This window comes from Albidovulum litorale, from assembly GCF_025751495.1.
In the GTDB taxonomy this organism is placed as follows: domain Bacteria; phylum Pseudomonadota; class Alphaproteobacteria; order Rhodobacterales; family Rhodobacteraceae; genus Albidovulum; species Albidovulum litorale.
This window is the reverse complement of the sequence record NZ_JAOWKZ010000002.1, coordinates 190,455-206,156: the sequence shown is the minus strand read 5'-3', so window position 1 is coordinate 206,156 and position 15,702 is coordinate 190,455. Positions and strand designations below refer to the sequence as shown.

Below are 15,702 nucleotides of genomic sequence, written 5' to 3'. Positions count from 1 at the left end.
CTTTCAGTGCTGGCGCTACTTTGAAAGAAATCGCCAAGACGTGTCTGCACACCGAAGCCAGAGGCTTGTGGGCCGGCCCCTTCGTGCACCGAACTGGTTCAGCCCGTGCGACGTTTTGCGCTTGGCGGACCGGAAAGCTTTGCGCGATGCCTGACGATCCAGTCCCGCGTCGCCTGAGCCGGCAACGGGCGGGAAATGGCGTAGCCTTGAACGTGGGTGCAGCCGAGTTGCGCCAGAATGGCATGTTCCCCGATCGTCTCGACTCCTTCTGCCAGTGTCTTCAACCCCAATCGCTCCGCCATGGATAGGACGGCGGTTACCATGCGCTGCTGCGCCGGGTCACTGTCGACCTGCGTGACATAGGAATGGTCGATCTTGATGCGGTTTACGGAGAACCGGCGGATCGCGGCGATCGAGGCATGGCCGGTGCCGAAATCATCAAGGTCAATCGGGCAGCCGAACTGCGCAAGCGCAGCGATGTTTCGTACGACGATGTCATCTTCGGTCTCTGCCGCCACGGTTTCCAGGATTTCAACCGTCAGTCGTTCAGGCTTCAGGTCAAAGCGATCCAACTGCCATTTGATCTTGTTGACCAAAGACGGGTCGCGGAGTTCATCGCGCGAGTAGTTGACCGCAACCCCAGGAACATTCAGCCCGTCGGCATCCCACATCCGTAAGGCCGAGAGCGCGTGGTTCAGAATGATTTCGCCCAGCCGTTCGGCGAGCCCTGCGTCGAGAATCGCCGGAAGGAATTCGGCCGGCGTCAAAACTCCGCGCTCCGGGTGTTGCCACCGGGCCAATGCCTCGAAACCTGAGATGTCGCCGGTATCTGTGCAGAGCTGCGGTTGGAAGTAGGCAACGATCTCACCGGTTTCCAGAGCAGCCTCTATGCGCCCCTGAAGGGCGACATGGGCCGATGCGGCCTTTGCGATATCCGCGGTATAGGCGCGGATCGTTCCCGGGCCGCTGCGCGCCGCGACAGTCAGCGCCGCTGCGGCGGCGGCGAGCAACGCCTGACCTGTCCGTTCCGGCGCCCGGACCGAAAGACAGAAACCGACGGAGACGCTGACATAGATCGTCGTCCCATCGACGCTGATCGGCTCCGCCACGGCTGCCTTCAACCGCGCGGCGACCTGGATGACCGATTCGAGATCCATCCTTCGTCCGGGCGCTAAAGCCACGGCAAATGTTTCGCCATCGGCCCGGGCGAGAACGTCCTGATCCCGCAGCACCCCCTGTAACCGGTCAGCGATCCGCCGCAGGACCATTTCATGTGCGCTTTGTCCAAATCCGGTGCGCACGCGGTGCGGTTCGTCGAGACCCACGACAAGGCAGGCGGTGGTCTTGCCGGTTTCTTCCTCGGTCAGGAAACCGCGGTCGAGCGCGTCATGAACCGCGACCGATGCCGGAAGACCAGTGACGACGTCAACAGTCTGCCGGATCGGATCGGGCATTGGATCGTGGAAACGCTGCCGTGCGAGCCAGACCAAGGGCAGACCGCTGCTGAATACAAGTGCCGCACCGGCAAGACCGAAATAATGACCGGCGACCGCCAGACCGGTGAACAACACAACAAGCTCCGGCCGCACCAGATCCGCGCCGGTTCTGATCAGGCTGGTGCGTATACCATCACGGGTCATGGCAGTTCCCTCAGTCGCCGGGCCGCGGAATTGGGCTTCGGGTCGACGCTAAGGGGAGGGGGTGAGTGGGAGGTTAATCGTCGTCCGACGAAAGCTTCGGAATTTCTCTAAAATCCGATGCTTTACTTTTGCCCGGCGCGAGACCGGCAAAATCGAAGAGTTTCGGGTCAAGCAGATGCGAGGGGCGCGCATTCATCAGGGCGCGGAACATCACCTGCCTGCGACCGGGGCTGCGTGCCTCCCAGCCATCAAGGATCTGCTTGACCTGCTGGCGTTGCAGCCCGTCCTGCGAACCGCAGAGGTCGCAGGGAATGATCGGATAGTTCATCGCCTTCGCGAATTTTTCACAATCGGCTTCGGCCACGAAGGCGAGGGGGCGGTAGACAAAAAGGTTGCCATCCTCGTTCAGAAGCTTCGGCGGCATAGTCGCGAGCCGCCCGCCATGGAAGAGGTTCATGAAAAACGTTTCGAGGATATCGTCGCGGTGATGGCCGAGGACCACGGCAGAACACCCCTCTTCCCGCGCGATGCGGTAGAGGTTGCCGCGACGAAGCCGCGAGCAGAGGGAACACATCGTGCCCCCCGGCGCGATCTTGTCGGTGACGATGGAATAGGTGTCGGCATATTCGATCCGGTGCTCGACCCCCATCTTGGTCAGGAACTCCGGCAGCACGGTCGCCGGAAAACCCGGCTGTCCCTGATCGAGATTGCAGGCCAGCAGATCGACTGGCAGAAGGCCGCGCCATTTCAGCTCGTGCAGCACGGCCAGAAGGGTATAGCTGTCCTTGCCACCCGACAGGCAGACGAGCCAGCGCGCGCCGCGTTCCACCATGCCATAGCTCTCGATCGCCTCGCGCGTCTCGCGCACGATCCTTTTGCGGAGTTTCTTGAACTCCGTCGAGGCAGGCGCGCCGTGAAACAGCGGATGGATGTCATCGAGGTCGTCGAGCATGGTCTTTGCGATACTGCATCGTTCAGTTTGCGGCAAGGTGGGACGGATCTCACTCGCGAATGGAGGGAGCGCTTCGCTACGTGTCAGCGCGTGACGCCCGGTTCGGGGCTGCAGCAGACAGGATCTATTCGGCTGCCGGGTGTTTTTGCCGAACCGGTTTCTGCGCCGCGATTTATCCGCTTGTCTTCCTAAGAATTTGCATCGGTTTTGCGGCCCCACGGTTCTCCAGCGCCTCGAGGAATTTCGACAAGGTGCCGGGCCAACTCGGGGTTGCGTCCTTCTCAGGCCAGGCCTGACGGTAGTCCGATGGCCGTCGGCCAAAGCACTTGCCGAACGAATAGGCGAAATGCGACAGCGTGTTAAAGCCCGACGCGGTCGCGATCTCGCGGACCGAGAGCGAGGTGGAAATCAAAAGAACCCGCGCGTGCTGGAGGCGGAGCAGCAGGCCGAATTGTACAACCGTGCAGCCAATCGAGGCTTTGAACTGCCGTTCCAATTGACGCTGCGACACGCCAAGCTCCCCGGCGATCTCGGGCACGGTCAGCGGTTCGGCGATGTTCTTTTCGATCAGCGTGATCGCCTCGCGCACCATCGGCGCAAGCGACTCCATCCCCCGTCCCATCGTCCGCCGTTGCGGCGCATTGGCGGGGCGGATCGGGTGATAGAGCATCTGGTCGGCGATCTCTCCGGCCAGCCTCTCGCCATGTTCATCCCCCACCACCCGCAGCATCAGATCGACCCCGGCCAGACCGCCCGCACAGCTCATCATCTGTCCGTCGATGGTGAAGAGCTGTTCAGCCACGGTCACTTCGTCGAATTGTTCCTCGAAACCCGACATCCAGGACCAATGCGTGGTCGCTCGCTTGCCCGACAGAAGACCGGCGCGGGCAAGAAGGTAGCAGCCCAACTCCACCGAGCACATCCGCACGCCGCCCCGCGCCTGTCTGCGAATCCATGCCAGTGTATGGGTGTTCTTGTAATTCTCGGCGTTCCATGAGCCGAGGACGAACAGCGTTTCGCCCCGGCGTATATGGTCGTCGGGCACTGCCGTGCCCACCGTGAAGCCGTTTGAGGCGGTGATCTCTTGTCCGTCGAAGGACAGCACTTCCCACGAATAGAGCGGCGCAGGCGAGAGGTAATTCGCGATCCGCATCACCTCGATCATGGTCATCATCGTCATCATGTTGAAACGCGGCACGATCAGGAATGCCACGTGACGGGCAGCCTGATCCCGAGGCGGCGGGGCCATGGCAGCAGGGTCGGATGAGGTGCGAATTTTCGACATGGCATATGCATATCAGTCGAATTACTGACAGGAAAAGACCTTTTGCGGCCCAAGGATTGAGAAAAGGCTGGGAGGCGTCGAATGAATTTTGAGGTGGTTCTAACCTGTGCTGTGACCGGGGCCGGTGCCACGACCCATATCAGCCCGCATGTCCCGGTGACGCCTGAGGCCATCGCGCGCGAGGCGATCGAGGCCGCCAAGGCCGGGGCGTCCTGCGCCCATATCCATGTCCGAGACCCCGAAACCGGCAAAGGATCACGCGATCCGAAGCTTTTCCGCGATGTGGTGGACCGGGTGCGTGCATCTGGCACCGATGTCGTCATCAACCTGACGGCCGGGATGGGCGGCGACTGGGTACCATCGAAGGACAACTGGGCAATGCCGGGGCCGGGGACCGACATGATCGGGCCGGAAGAGCGGCTGACCCATGTGAAGGATTGCCTGCCTGAGATCTGCTCGCTCGACTGCGGGACGCTGAATTTCGGCAATGACGACACGATCTATATCTCGACCCCGCCGATCCTGCGCCGCATGGCCGCGCTGACGCAGGAATGGGGCGTGAAGCCGGAACTGGAGGTCTTTGACCTCGGCCATATCCGTTTTGCGAAAGCGATGGTGGAGGAAGGGCTGATCGACGCGCCGCCGATGTTCCAGCTGTGCCTGGGCATCCCCTGGGGTGCCGACCAGACGGTCGAGACGATGGCGGCGATGAAGGCGCAACTTCCGGCGGGCGCAAGCTGGGCCAGTTTTGGCATCAGCCGGATGCAGATGCCGATGGTCGCTGCCGCTGTCTCGCTCGGCGGCAACGTCCGGGTGGGGCTGGAGGACAACATTTATCTGTCGCGCGGAGTGCTTGCGACCAACGCCCAGCTGGTCGAACGCGCCCGGACGATTATAGAGGCGATGGGCGCCCGCGTCCTGACCCCGCAGGAGGCGCGCAACAAGCTGAAGCTGCGGGGCGCCGACGCATGACCGAAGGCGCCGCTTCGGGGGGCCTCAGGCTTCAGGCGCTGACCAAGCGGTTTGGCAGCTTCACGGCGGCTGAGAACGTCAATCTGGATATCAGGCGCGGGGAGTTCCTGACGCTGCTAGGCCCGTCGGGGTCTGGCAAGACCACGCTTCTGATGATGATTGCCGGGTTTCTAGATATCACCGAGGGTGACATCCTTCTGGACGGAACCAGCATTGCCGGGATGCCGCCGGAGAAGCGTAATTTCGGCATGGTCTTTCAGGGCTATGCGCTTTTCCCGCACATGAGTGTGCGCCAGAACATCGCCTATCCGCTCGATGTCAGGAAACGCCCGAAGGCCGAGATCGAGGCCCGCGTTGATGAGATGCTTGACCTCGTCCAGTTGCAGGACTTCGGCCACCGCTTGCCGGGCCAACTCTCAGGTGGCCAGCAGCAACGGGTGGCCTTGGCCCGCGCGCTCTGTTTCGCGCCGCCAGTCCTGCTTCTCGACGAGCCTTTGGGCGCGCTCGACAAAAAATTGCGAATCGAGGTGCAGGCGCAGCTCAAGGACATTCACCGCCGCGTCGGCACGACATTTATTTACGTGACCCATGATCAGGAAGAGGCGTTGTCGATGTCCGACCGCATCGTGATCATGCAGCAGGGCCGCATCGAACAGGTCGGCACACCCGAGGAACTGTATCAGAAGCCCCGCACACGCTTCGCGGCGAGTTTCCTCGGCAAGTCGAATTTCCTGACCCGGGACGGCGCGCTTTATGCTCTGCGTCCCGAAAAGATCGACATCGCGCCTAAAGGCGCGGGACAGGGGCCGAACACGCTTTCGGGCACGGTTCGTGCGATGACCTATTTCGGCTCCACCCTGAAATACGACGTTACCGTGCCGGGCATGGATGAGGTCGAGGTGGATGCCGATGCCTGGCGCGGTGGCGCGCCCTTGCCCGAGGGTACCGACGTGGATCTGAGCTGGTCGGACGCGGCAGCGGTCCGGCTGGAAAGCGACTGAGCGGGAGGGAGGAACGGACCCGCGACCAAACCGGGCACAAAGCCCGACCAACAAGGAGGAGACAAGAATGCACGACAAGCAATTCATGCGTGAGACGGCGCTGGAAGGTGCCAGGGCGTTCAAGGAAGGCCGGATGGACCGGCGCAGCTTTCTGGTCCTTTGCGGCATGGCCGGGATCGCGACCCAGTCGGTGATCGCGGGCGATGCCGAGGCGGCGGCCAATGAAATCGTCATGTGGAACTGGGGCGGCCAGTCTGAGGAATGCCACGGCGCGGCCATCGGCGATCCCTTCACCGCCGAAACAGGCATGCCCTTGAAATTCGACACCTCCGGCCCCTTGCAGGGCAAGATCAAGGAGATGGTCGACAGCGGCAATGTCACCGCCGACGTCTGCGACGCTGACCTCTTCGACGCCGTGGCGCTCGGGCCGTCGGGCCATCTGGAAGCCATCGATTATGACATCGTCTCGAAAGACCGGACGCTGCCGCAATATGCGCTGGAACACGGCGTTTCGATCATCCTTTACGGCTACGCCTTCGTCTATGACACCGAGGCTTACGGGGATAATCCGCCCAACTCCTGGGCCGATTTCTTCGATACGGCGAAGTTCCCGGGCAAGCGCTCGCTTTACAAATGGGCCAACGGGGCGCTTGAAGGCGCGCTTCTGGCCGATGGCGTGGCCAAGGACGCGCTCTATCCCTTGGACATGGACCGGGCGCTCGCCAAGATCAAATCGATCAAGGATGACAGCCTCTACTGGGGTTCGGGCTCCGAGGCGCATTCGATGGTCGTCAATGGCGAGGTGTCGATGGGCATGGTCTGGCAGAACCGTGGCCGCAACATCGAGAACGACACCGACGGCCGCTACAAGCTGGTGATGAACGAAGCCCTTGCCATGCCCGGCGCCTATATCGTGCCGAAGGGCAACCCGGCGGGACGCGATGCGGTGATGAAGTTCATCGCCACGGCGCAATCGGTGCCCGCGCAACTGACATTGCTCGACTGCCTCGGCATGACGCCCTCGAACCCAGAGGCGTTCGCCCAGATCCCCGAGGATCAGCAGCCCTATGCGATCACCTCGGCGATGAATATCGACAACATCGTCTATAACGATCCGACCTGGTGGGGCGAGAATGGCGGCGACGCCGTGAACGCCTTCCTCGACGCGATCTCGTGATCCTCGACCCGGCGGCGCTGCTCCCGCGCCGCCGGCCCTGAGACTTGGCGCGGGCCTGACGGTCCCGCCCCTTTCCAGATTTCCCGTGGAAGTGACCAGATGAACGGCTCCCCCATCACGCGCATCGGCACTGGCTGGCTTCTCGTCCTGCCGTTCCTTGCGCTTGTGGTGACGCTCTTCCTTGGTCCCATCGTCAATATCCTGTGGCTGAGCGTGACCGACCCAGAACCGGGGCTGGGCAATTACGCGGCGCTCGTCACCTCGGACAACCTCACCGGAATCCTCTGGACGACGATCCGCATCTGCGTGATCACCACTGTTTTTTCGGTGATCTTCGGCTATTCCATCGCCTATGCGATGGTCCATGTCGCCCAAGGCAGCCGCAACCGGATGCTGAGCCTTTTGCTGGTGTCGTTCTGGATATCCGTTCTGGTGCGCACCTTCTCCTGGCTGATGCTTCTCGGCCGCAAGGGGTTAGTGAACGAAACGCTGGTGAATATTGGCATCATCGTCGAGCCTATCGAGTTCATGCGCAATGAATTGGGCGTGCTGATCGGCATGGTGCACTACATGATCCCCTATGCCGTCCTGCCGCTTCTGGCCTCGATGCAGAACATCGACGGTCGCGTCCTCTCCGCCTCGCGCAGCCTTGGCGCCACGGGCAACCAGACTTTCTGGCGGGTCTACCTGCCCTTGACCAAGCCCGGCCTTGTCGCCGCCTCGCTTCTGGTCTTCATCCTGTCACTCGGCTTCTACGTCACACCCGCGATCCTCGGCGGCGGCAAGGTGCTGATGGTGGCCGAATATATCTCGGTCCAGATCCTCGTCACGCTCCGCTGGGGCACGGCGGCGATGCTGGCCGCGCTGATGCTCTTCGGTGTGCTCGCCCTTCTCTTCCTCATGTCACGCTTCATGAAGCTGTCGACCATCTTCGGAGGGGCCAAGGCATGAGGCGCAACTTTTCTGAAACCCTGAATCGTTACTGGGCATGGCTTCTGCTCTTGTTCCTCGTGGCACCGGCTTTGATCGCCATCCCGGTCTCGCTGACGCCCAAGCGCTTCCTTTCGATGCCCAAAGGGGAACTGTCGCTCCGCCATTTCGAAAAGCTCTTCACGTCCGAGGAATGGATGTCGAGCTTCTGGCAAAGCGCGGTTATCGGCCTGACCTCGTCGGCGCTTGCCACGGCACTTGGCACGCTTTGCGCCATCGGCCTCTGGCGGGTTTCATCGAAATGGGGCGAGGCTGTGCGCGCTTTCCTGCTGTTGCCGCTGGTGGTCCCGCCGATCATCTCGGCCATGGCGTTTTACCGCTTCATGGTGCCCCTTGGCCTAATCGACACCTATGCAGGGCTGATCCTTGCGCACACCGTCCTTGCCGCGCCGCTGGTGCTGATCACCGTCTCTGCCTCGCTCGCAGGCTTCGATCCAAGGCTGGAGCAAGCCTCGCGCAACCTTGGCGCCTCGAACTGGACGACGATGCGGCGGGTGATCCTGCCCTCGATCCGCCCCGGCGTACTGGCGGGTGCGATCTTTGCCTTCATCGCATCTTGGGATGAGATCGTGGTGACGCTCTTCCTGTCGAAATTCAGCGTCTATACTCTACCCCGTCGCATGTGGAACGGCATCCGCGAAAACACCGATCCAACGGTCGCCGCCGCCGCCGTCGTGCTGATAGCCATCACGCTCATCTTCTTCATCATTCAGGCGCTGAACGCGCGCCGAACCCGCAATTCCGGAGAGACCTGATGAACGCCACCCTGTCGCATGAGGACGAGCTTCTGCGCGCCTCTGTCCGTACCTTTCTCGACAAGGAAGTGATCCCGCATGAGGAAATGGTCGATCAGACCGGAGAAGTCCCCGAAGAGATCGGCCGCGAGATCGAGCGGAAATCGAAGGAGCTTGGTCTTTTTGCCGCCAACTTGCCGGAACGAGTGGGTGGCGGCGGTTTAAACTACACCCAGATGTCGATCATCGAGCGTGAATTCGGGCGCACGAGCCATGCGCTGCATTCCTGGATCGCACGGCCGACGGAACTGCTGCTGGCCTGTGAGGGTGAACAGGTCGACAAGTACCTCATGCCGTGTGTCAGTGGCGAAAAGCGCGAACTCTTCGGGCTGACCGAACCCGGCGCGGGATCGGATGCGATGGGGATGCAAAGCCGCGCGCAGCAGGACGGCGACGACTGGATCCTGAACGGGATGAAGCATTTCATCTCGGCCCCGACCATGGCCGATTTCGCCATCGTCTTTGCCGCGACCGGGGTGGATGAGACGAAACGTGGCCCGCGAAAGCGCGTCACGGCCTTTCTCGTCGATCGCGATATGCCCGGCGTGACCTTCCGCGAGGGCAGCAAATGCGTCTCCAATCGCGGCTACAAGACCTACGAGCTGATCTTCGACAATGTCCGCCTCGGCCCCGGTCAGGTTCTGGGCGGGGAGGGGCGCGGCTTTGAACTGGCGGGCAAATGGCTGGGCATGGGGCGGGTCTGGATCGGGGCGTCGTGCTGCGGCAAGGCGGAACGCCTGATCGCGCTTGCCACCGACTGGTGCGCCACCCGCAAGCAGTTCGGTCAACCCATCGGCCAGTTTCAGGCGACCGGCTTCCGCCTGGCCGACATGACGATCGGGCTCCGCACCGCCGAACTTCTGGTCGCCGACACCGTGCGCCGCGCCGATCAGGGCATCATGCGCGATGAGGATGCAGCGATGGTCAAGGTCTATTGCTCTGAGATGCTGAACCGCGTCGCCGACGACACCGTGCAGGTCTTCGGCGGCATGGGGCTGGTGGAGGAGATGCCGGTGCAGCGCCTTTGGCGCGATGCGCGGATCGAACGCATCTGGGACGGCACGTCAGAGATTCAGCGTCACATCATCACCCGGTCAATCCTGAGGCCGCTTGGGGCATGACGCCGGAACGCCGCGCCAATCTGAACCGGCTTCTGAACCCGCGCCACATCGCCTTTGTCGGCGGGCGCGACGCTGAGGTCGCGATCAAGGAAGCGGACAGGCGCGGGTTTCTGGGTGATATCTGGGCGGTGAACCCCAAGCGCGACACGCTTGGCGGCTATCCCTGCTATCGCAATCTGGCCGACCTGCCCGAGACACCCGACGCCGTGTTTCTTGCAGTTCCCGCCCCCGCCGCAGTGGAGGCGGTGCGCGAGCTTGCGGCGATGGGGGCCGGGGGCGTCGTCTGCTACACGGCCGGGTTCCGTGAGGCCGGTGACATAGGGGTGGAACTTGAGCGACAATTGATCGAAGCCACTGGCGATATGGCGCTGATCGGGCCCAATTGCTACGGCATGATCAACTATCTCGACCGCGCGGCGCTCTGGCCCTTCGCCCATGGCGGCACCTGCCCCGGTTGGGGGGCCGCGATCATCACCCAGTCGGGGATGCTGTCGTCCGACATCACCATGGCGCAGCGCTCGCTCCCCCTGACCCACATGATCTCGGGTGGCAACCAGTCGGTTCTGACGATCGAGGATTTTGTCGACCACCTCGCCGACCATCCCGCCGTCCGCGCCATCGGCATCCATATCGAAGGTCTGCGCGATGTCCGCGCGTTTGAGGCGGCCTGTCTCAAGGCGCTAGACCGGGGCGTGCCGGTGGTCGCCTTGAAAACCGGATCTTCAAAGATCGGGGCGAGCCTGACCGTCAGCCATACCGGCTCGCTTTCGGGTGCCGACGATCTGCACAATGCTCTTTTCGATCGCTGCGGCGTGATCCGGGTCAAGAACCCATCGGAGCTTCTGGAAACCCTGAAATTCCTCTGCGTGGCAGGCGCGCCAAAGGGCAATCGAGTCGCAGGTTTTACCTGTTCGGGCGGTGGGGCAACGATGCTGGCCGACCATGCGGAGACGATAGGTCTCAACTTTCCCTCATTCGATCAGGCTGCCCGCGCCGAACTTGCGGCGCTATTACCGCCCATCGCCACGGTTTCGAACCCCTTGGACTACACAACCCCGATCTGGGGCCAGCCTGCCATCACCGGCCCCGTCTTCGGTCGAGCCATGGCGCTCGCGGAGGCCGACGTGACCCTGCTGGTGCAGGACTACCCCGCAGAGGGACTCGACGAATCTAAGGTCTACTACCTTAACGATGCCAAGGCTTTCACTGAGGTCGCCCGAGGTCAGGGAATCCCCGCCGCAATCTGCGCTACCCTGCCCGAAAACATCGACGCCGAGACCCGCGACGCGCTGGTCGCAGCAGGTGTCGCCCCGATGCAGGGGATCGACGAGACGCTTAACGCGATCCGCGCCGCCACGCGCTGGAGCGCGATGCGCAGACGGATTGTCGAGGCGAAACCTGCACCGCTGTTGCCCGCACGACCGTCGGGTGCCCTGCATATGATCGACGAAGCCGCCGGCAAGGCGCGTCTGCGCGAACTGGGACTGCCGGTGCCAGAGGGCCGACTGGTCAGCGGCAATGACGTGGTGGCAGCGGCGGAACATCTCGGCTTTCCTGTGGTGCTGAAAATGATCGGGCCGCACCTTGCCCACAAGACCGAGGCCGGCGCAGTCGCCGTGGGCCTGACGGATGCCGACGCGGTGCAGACGGGGCTTGAGACCATGCGGCGCACCGTCCACGCCCATAATCCCGAAGCCGTCACCGACAGTTTTCTGGTCGAGGCAATGGCGCCGAAACCCGCAGCCGAACTGATCCTTTCGATCCGCTCCGACCCGCAATTCGGCATGGCCCTGACACTCGGCTCCGGCGGCATACTGACCGAACTCGTCGGTGACAGCACGACCCTGCTTCTGCCCGCGGGCGCTGCCGAGATCGAGACGGCGCTTCGAAGGCTGAAGGTCGCGCGCCTACTTGACGGTTATCGCGGTTCAAAGGCGGTGGATATTGGTCTTCTTGCAAACGAGATCGCGGATTTTGCCGTAGCCGTTATCACCCACGTTAGTGAGATTGCCGAGGTAGAGATCAACCCACTCTTCGTGACTTTTGAAGGGTGTCTGGCGGTTGACGTTCTGTTGCATGAATGGCGTCTATCGGAAGCCGTCGGATAAGGACAGGTCCTACACCTTCGATCCGAACCGTGTGAGCTGCTTCACCAGTGCTGCGTTGTGCCAGCCGGCACCCTTTCCATGATCACGTCGGCTCGCCATTGAAGAGATTCAACCCTTCGCACCCGGTTCGTGCCTGAGAACCACCCAATTCTTAGAATGTCCTGCCACCAGCGTATTTGCTGTCAGATAGTCGCCATAGTGACTCAGGAGCCTGTAGACGCTTGGATGCGTAGCGGATTTCAGCGGCACCGCGATATATGAAACGTCTTTGAACATTTCTGCGCCCTCGGGCAAAGTATCGTCGCTCATGTTCCTGCCGAAATGCATCCACGAGTAGCCGCGCGACTTGCGCGAGGCATCGACCATAAGAGGCATCGTGTTGACAAAATCGAGTGTGGTTATCTCGCTCTTGTCAGCGCCGAGCGACTTCAAGAGCCGAGCGCCCTCTTCCAAAACCGGCAGGAATTCCGTTCGCGTCAGATGCGAAATGGGGATTTTGCCATCCAGCAGCGAAGTCATGTCGTAAGGACCGTCATAGAGATCCACCGACGAATCGGCAGCCTGACTGTCGGCTATGTCAGTCGCACTATTGTAAATGTACAGATTGTCAAATCTTGGATCCTGAATCCCAGGCAATTGACCAGTTGGAGCCCGCACATGTTGCAGCGTTACGCGCGCCCAGTCGGTCGCGTATGGGGCAACGACAAGATATGCACTTGCGACGATGATTGATGCAATGCGAAAACGGTCGCTGGCATCCGCCGCGGCACTTGCTGACAAGATCGCGAAGGCTACGGGCAAGGATACGATGAACTTGAACTGGTAGTTCTGGTCTATGATTGCGACGCCTGACACCATGATGAAGCCGACCAGTGCTAAACTTCTCCACGAAAGACCCGGTCTGAGCAACACGGCATAGGTCGCGAGGATCAGAATTCCGATGTTGTCGCGGTTAGAGAACGCGACGTCGAAATAGGAACCACGCACCGCGCTGTCGGACCGCAGCGCTTCTTGTATCGAATGGACATAACCAAAAATGACGCCTGTGGAGAACAGAGTAATAACTGTCAATAGCGCCGCACCAGTAACAAGGGCGATCAGTGCATTGCTTCGACCGTTGCCGGGTAGAGTCGCAAGCAAAGCGAGATAGGCGACCGCTACTAGGAAATAGGTGATCTTGGTAAGAAAAAGGCCCACGAGCAAGCCTCCGCAGAGTACCGCTGCGAGAAATGCCCATCGCCGACCGTTGCCTCCGGGTAAGCCAAGCAAAAACAGTGCTACAAGAAGGCCCCAACCCCAGCGGTTGTAGTGCATCGCGTGTGAGATCTGGTTTGCCCCTTGCCCCGGAACCAGCGGCACGACGATAACTGCTGCGATGGTGCCTAGGATCAGCAGCGCCATCACCGGCGATGTTCGCCGCCACAGCAAAACAGAAGCGACGGTCAATGTCGGTGCGGCGAGAAGAAGCGATCCCATCTCGACCGCGCCGCTGAAAGTACCTGTGATGCGGTAGCCAAAATAGGGCAGCAGATAGGGAATCGGCCCGACTGGCGACCAGAAATCCGCATTCGGGGACTGACCTTTCAGGATCCGGTGAATCCCGTCAAAGAAAACGAAGGTGTCACTGACAAACAGCGCCGCATGGCTGATGCCGCGGCCGTAGATGGCTGCCAGAGCGACAAACAGAATGACGTTCATCGCGACAAGAAAACCGGCCGTCGCGGTTCCACCGGCCAGCGGCGGCATGCTTGGCGACGGTGTGCGGTTTTTCATGATCCGCCCAGCACCGGCGCAGCTGACCCAAGGGCCGCCATGACGCGGATGGAGTAGAGGCGCGTTGCCGTCAGGATGCATTCCGAAAACCGGAAAGAGCGTCGAGGTAAACTGGTCAATTCAATACCTTGGGTTCAGTCACACCCCATCCCGGACTGGACAGGTCAGACGCCAAGTCCGATCCGGTCTGGCGCGGTTCCAGTGTTTGAAGGGTACGGTAGACCGGTGGCTTTTACTAAGGCAAGGAGATCTTGGGCAATCGTGCCGGCGCTCGACAAATAGCCCGCCAGCGCGCCACTGTGTCCGATCCGGACGCGATGGCGGCGCCATTGGCGATGGGCCCGCCTGATACGCTTCCGGGTGGTCTGTCAGCCGTTCGGAAGCCCGACCTCGGCCGCGATCTCGGCCCGGCTCTTCCGCGCCCGCTCGGTTGCCGACTTGAGTTGACCGCAGGCGGCCATGATGTCCTCGCCCCGCGGGGTGCGGATGGGCGAGGCGTAGCCCGCCTTGTAGATGATGTCGGCAAAGGCCTCGATCCGCTCCCAGTCCGAGCGCTGATAGGGGCTGCCGGGCCATTCGTTGAAGGGGATGAGATTGATCTTGGCGGGGATGCCGCGAATGAGCTTCACCAGCCGTTTCGCATCCTCGTCGCTGTCATTCACGCCCTTCAGCATCACGTATTCGAAGGTGATGCGTTCGGAGTTCGAGAGCCGGGGATAGTCCCGCAGCGCGCCCAAAAGCGTCTCGATATTCCAGCGCTTGTTGATCGGTACCAGCCGGTCGCGGATCTCATCCGTCGTTGCGTGGAAGCTGACGGCCAGCAGACAGCCGATTTCCTCGGCGGTCTTGGCGATCTCGGGCACCACGCCACTGGTGGAGAGCGTGATGCGGCGGCGCGAGAGGGTCAGCCCCTCGCCATCCATCACAACCTTCATCGCGTCGCGGACATTGTCGAAGTTGTACAAGGGCTCGCCCATGCCCATCAGGACGATGTTCGAGACAAGACGGGTTTCATTCTTCGGCGCGCCCTGTTCGGGCCATTCGCCCAGATCGTCGCGCGCCAGCATGACCTGACCGACAATCTCCGCCGCCGTGAGGTTGCGCACCAGCTTCTGCGTGCCGGTGTGGCAGAAGGAACAGGTCAGCGTGCAGCCGACCTGCGACGAGATGCAGAGCGTGCCGCGGTTTTCCTCGGGGATGTAGACCGTCTCGACCTCGTGCCCGCCGGCGATGCGCAGAAGGTATTTGCGGGTGCCGTCGGCCGAGACCTGACGGGTGACGATTTCCGGAAGCGCGATTTCGAACGTCTCGGCCAGCATCGCCCGATACTCCTTGGCGAGGTTGGTCATGGCGGCAAAGTCGCGCACGCCCCAGTGATAGATCCACTGCCAGACCTGCCCGACACGCATCTTTGCCTGCTTTTCCGGCGTGCCTGCCGCAATCAGCGCATCGCTGAGCTGGTCGCGCGTCAGCCCGACAAGGTTCACCCGCCCGCCTTCCGGCAGCTTGCGGGCAATGGTCACGACATCCTGCGTGACGGGGACGGTCGGTTTGGCATCAGACATCTGGCGGGTCCTGTGGATCAAGATCGCCCCATATAGGCTATTGGAGGGGGAAACGGAACACCCCCCGTCACAGCCCGTTGACGCTGCCCGCCGCCCACGATAGACAACGCAAGCCTCGGTCCGGCGGGTTGGCGGAGAGGTTACGCAGCGGATTGCAAATCCGTGTAGACCGGTTCGATTCCGGTACCCGCCTCCAAGGTTTTCCAATTACTTAGCGTATATCCGGCTCGGGCAAGTTCGCGCGTCTGGCTTTGTGTTTTGGTCCTGTTTGCCGGTTTGTGTGCCTTAACGCCCCTCACACGAGTCGCAAACTCGAGTGTTTTG

Annotated in this window: 12 protein-coding genes and 1 tRNA gene; 8 read left to right on the top strand and 5 right to left on the bottom strand. The window is 61.7% G+C overall.

What is annotated here, in order from left to right:
* Window positions 1-98 precede the first annotated feature (98 nt).
* From OEZ71_RS06805 to OEZ71_RS06795, 3 genes are all read right to left on the bottom strand, one after another.
* Window positions 99-1,640 (bottom strand): putative bifunctional diguanylate cyclase/phosphodiesterase, encoded by a 1,542-nt coding sequence (locus OEZ71_RS06805; protein ID WP_263739201.1) that lies wholly within the window; start codon window positions 1,638-1,640, stop codon window positions 99-101.
* Between the two features lie 73 nt (window positions 1,641-1,713).
* The gene (ttcA, locus tag OEZ71_RS06800; protein ID WP_263739200.1) at window positions 1,714-2,592 is read right to left on the bottom strand and encodes a tRNA 2-thiocytidine(32) synthetase TtcA; all 879 of its coding nucleotides are present in this window, start codon (window positions 2,590-2,592) and stop codon (window positions 1,714-1,716) included.
* Between the two features lie 172 nt (window positions 2,593-2,764).
* Window positions 2,765-3,841 (bottom strand): GlxA family transcriptional regulator, encoded by a 1,077-nt coding sequence (locus OEZ71_RS06795; protein ID WP_263739199.1) that lies wholly within the window; start codon window positions 3,839-3,841, stop codon window positions 2,765-2,767.
* 117 nt (window positions 3,842-3,958) lie between these two features.
* On the opposite strand from OEZ71_RS06795, the gene OEZ71_RS06790 reads away from it, so the two are divergent.
* The 7 genes from OEZ71_RS06790 to OEZ71_RS06760 all read left to right on the top strand — a co-directional run bounded on the left by OEZ71_RS06790 (window position 3,959) and on the right by OEZ71_RS06760 (window position 12,040).
* Window positions 3,959-4,849: a beta-keto acid cleavage family enzyme gene (locus OEZ71_RS06790; protein WP_263739198.1), complete on the top strand. Its 891-nt coding sequence runs from the start codon at window positions 3,959-3,961 to the stop codon at window positions 4,847-4,849.
* On the top strand, window positions 4,846-5,850 hold the full coding sequence (locus OEZ71_RS06785) for an ABC transporter ATP-binding protein (protein WP_263739197.1): 1,005 nt from the start codon (window positions 4,846-4,848) through the stop codon (window positions 5,848-5,850). The genes OEZ71_RS06790 and OEZ71_RS06785 overlap by 4 nt, the downstream gene beginning before the upstream one ends.
* Before the next feature lie 67 nt (window positions 5,851-5,917).
* Window positions 5,918-7,027, top strand: coding sequence for an extracellular solute-binding protein (locus tag OEZ71_RS06780; protein ID WP_263739196.1), 1,110 nt, complete (start codon window positions 5,918-5,920; stop codon window positions 7,025-7,027).
* A gap of 99 nt (window positions 7,028-7,126) precedes the next feature.
* Entirely contained in the window at window positions 7,127-7,978 is an 852-nt protein-coding gene (locus OEZ71_RS06775; RefSeq protein WP_263739195.1) for an ABC transporter permease, read from the top strand.
* The gene (locus OEZ71_RS06770; protein ID WP_263739194.1) at window positions 7,975-8,772 is read left to right on the top strand and encodes an ABC transporter permease; all 798 of its coding nucleotides are present in this window, start codon (window positions 7,975-7,977) and stop codon (window positions 8,770-8,772) included. The genes OEZ71_RS06775 and OEZ71_RS06770 overlap by 4 nt, the downstream gene beginning before the upstream one ends.
* On the top strand, window positions 8,772-9,932 hold the full coding sequence (locus OEZ71_RS06765; RefSeq protein WP_263739193.1) for an acyl-CoA dehydrogenase family protein: 1,161 nt from the start codon (window positions 8,772-8,774) through the stop codon (window positions 9,930-9,932). Before OEZ71_RS06770 ends, OEZ71_RS06765 begins: the two co-directional genes overlap by 1 nt.
* Window positions 9,929-12,040, top strand: coding sequence for an acetate--CoA ligase family protein (locus OEZ71_RS06760; protein ID WP_263739192.1), 2,112 nt, complete (start codon window positions 9,929-9,931; stop codon window positions 12,038-12,040). The genes OEZ71_RS06765 and OEZ71_RS06760 overlap by 4 nt, the downstream gene beginning before the upstream one ends.
* 108 nt (window positions 12,041-12,148) lie before the next feature.
* On the opposite strand, the gene OEZ71_RS06755 is transcribed toward OEZ71_RS06760, so the two are convergent.
* Window positions 12,149-13,894, bottom strand: a complete 1,746-nt coding sequence (locus OEZ71_RS06755) for a hypothetical protein (RefSeq protein ID WP_263739191.1) — start codon at window positions 13,892-13,894, stop codon at window positions 12,149-12,151.
* A 287-nt stretch (window positions 13,895-14,181) separates the two neighbouring features.
* Entirely contained in the window at window positions 14,182-15,378 is a 1,197-nt protein-coding gene (gene rlmN / locus OEZ71_RS06750) for a dual-specificity RNA methyltransferase RlmN (RefSeq protein ID WP_263739190.1), read from the bottom strand.
* 122 nt (window positions 15,379-15,500) lie between these two features.
* Between rlmN and OEZ71_RS06745 the strand changes: the two genes are divergently transcribed.
* A tRNA-Cys gene (locus tag OEZ71_RS06745) sits at window positions 15,501-15,574 on the top strand.
* Window positions 15,575-15,702: the final 128 nt, after the last annotated feature.

What these genes read in the sequence shown, in the direction of transcription:
- OEZ71_RS06770 (WP_263739194.1), top strand. Translation starts at nt 7,975, where the DNA reads ATGAGGCGCAACTTTTCTGAAACCCTGAATCGTTACTGGGCATGGCTT.
- rlmN (WP_263739190.1), bottom strand. Translation starts at nt 15,378, where the DNA reads ATGTCTGATGCCAAACCGACCGTCCCCGTCACGCAGGATGTCGTGACC.
- OEZ71_RS06785 (WP_263739197.1), top strand. Translation starts at nt 4,846, where the DNA reads ATGACCGAAGGCGCCGCTTCGGGGGGCCTCAGGCTTCAGGCGCTGACC.
- OEZ71_RS06775 (WP_263739195.1), top strand. Translation starts at nt 7,127, where the DNA reads ATGAACGGCTCCCCCATCACGCGCATCGGCACTGGCTGGCTTCTCGTC.
- OEZ71_RS06795 (WP_263739199.1), bottom strand. Translation starts at nt 3,841, where the DNA reads ATGGCCCCGCCGCCTCGGGATCAGGCTGCCCGTCACGTGGCATTCCTG.
- ttcA (WP_263739200.1), bottom strand. Translation starts at nt 2,592, where the DNA reads ATGCTCGACGACCTCGATGACATCCATCCGCTGTTTCACGGCGCGCCT.
- OEZ71_RS06805 (WP_263739201.1), bottom strand. Translation starts at nt 1,640, where the DNA reads ATGACCCGTGATGGTATACGCACCAGCCTGATCAGAACCGGCGCGGAT.
- OEZ71_RS06755 (WP_263739191.1), bottom strand. Translation starts at nt 13,894, where the DNA reads ATGCATCCTGACGGCAACGCGCCTCTACTCCATCCGCGTCATGGCGGC.
- OEZ71_RS06760 (WP_263739192.1), top strand. Translation starts at nt 9,929, where the DNA reads ATGACGCCGGAACGCCGCGCCAATCTGAACCGGCTTCTGAACCCGCGC.
- OEZ71_RS06780 (WP_263739196.1), top strand. Translation starts at nt 5,918, where the DNA reads ATGCACGACAAGCAATTCATGCGTGAGACGGCGCTGGAAGGTGCCAGG.
- OEZ71_RS06765 (WP_263739193.1), top strand. Translation starts at nt 8,772, where the DNA reads ATGAACGCCACCCTGTCGCATGAGGACGAGCTTCTGCGCGCCTCTGTC.
- OEZ71_RS06790 (WP_263739198.1), top strand. Translation starts at nt 3,959, where the DNA reads ATGAATTTTGAGGTGGTTCTAACCTGTGCTGTGACCGGGGCCGGTGCC.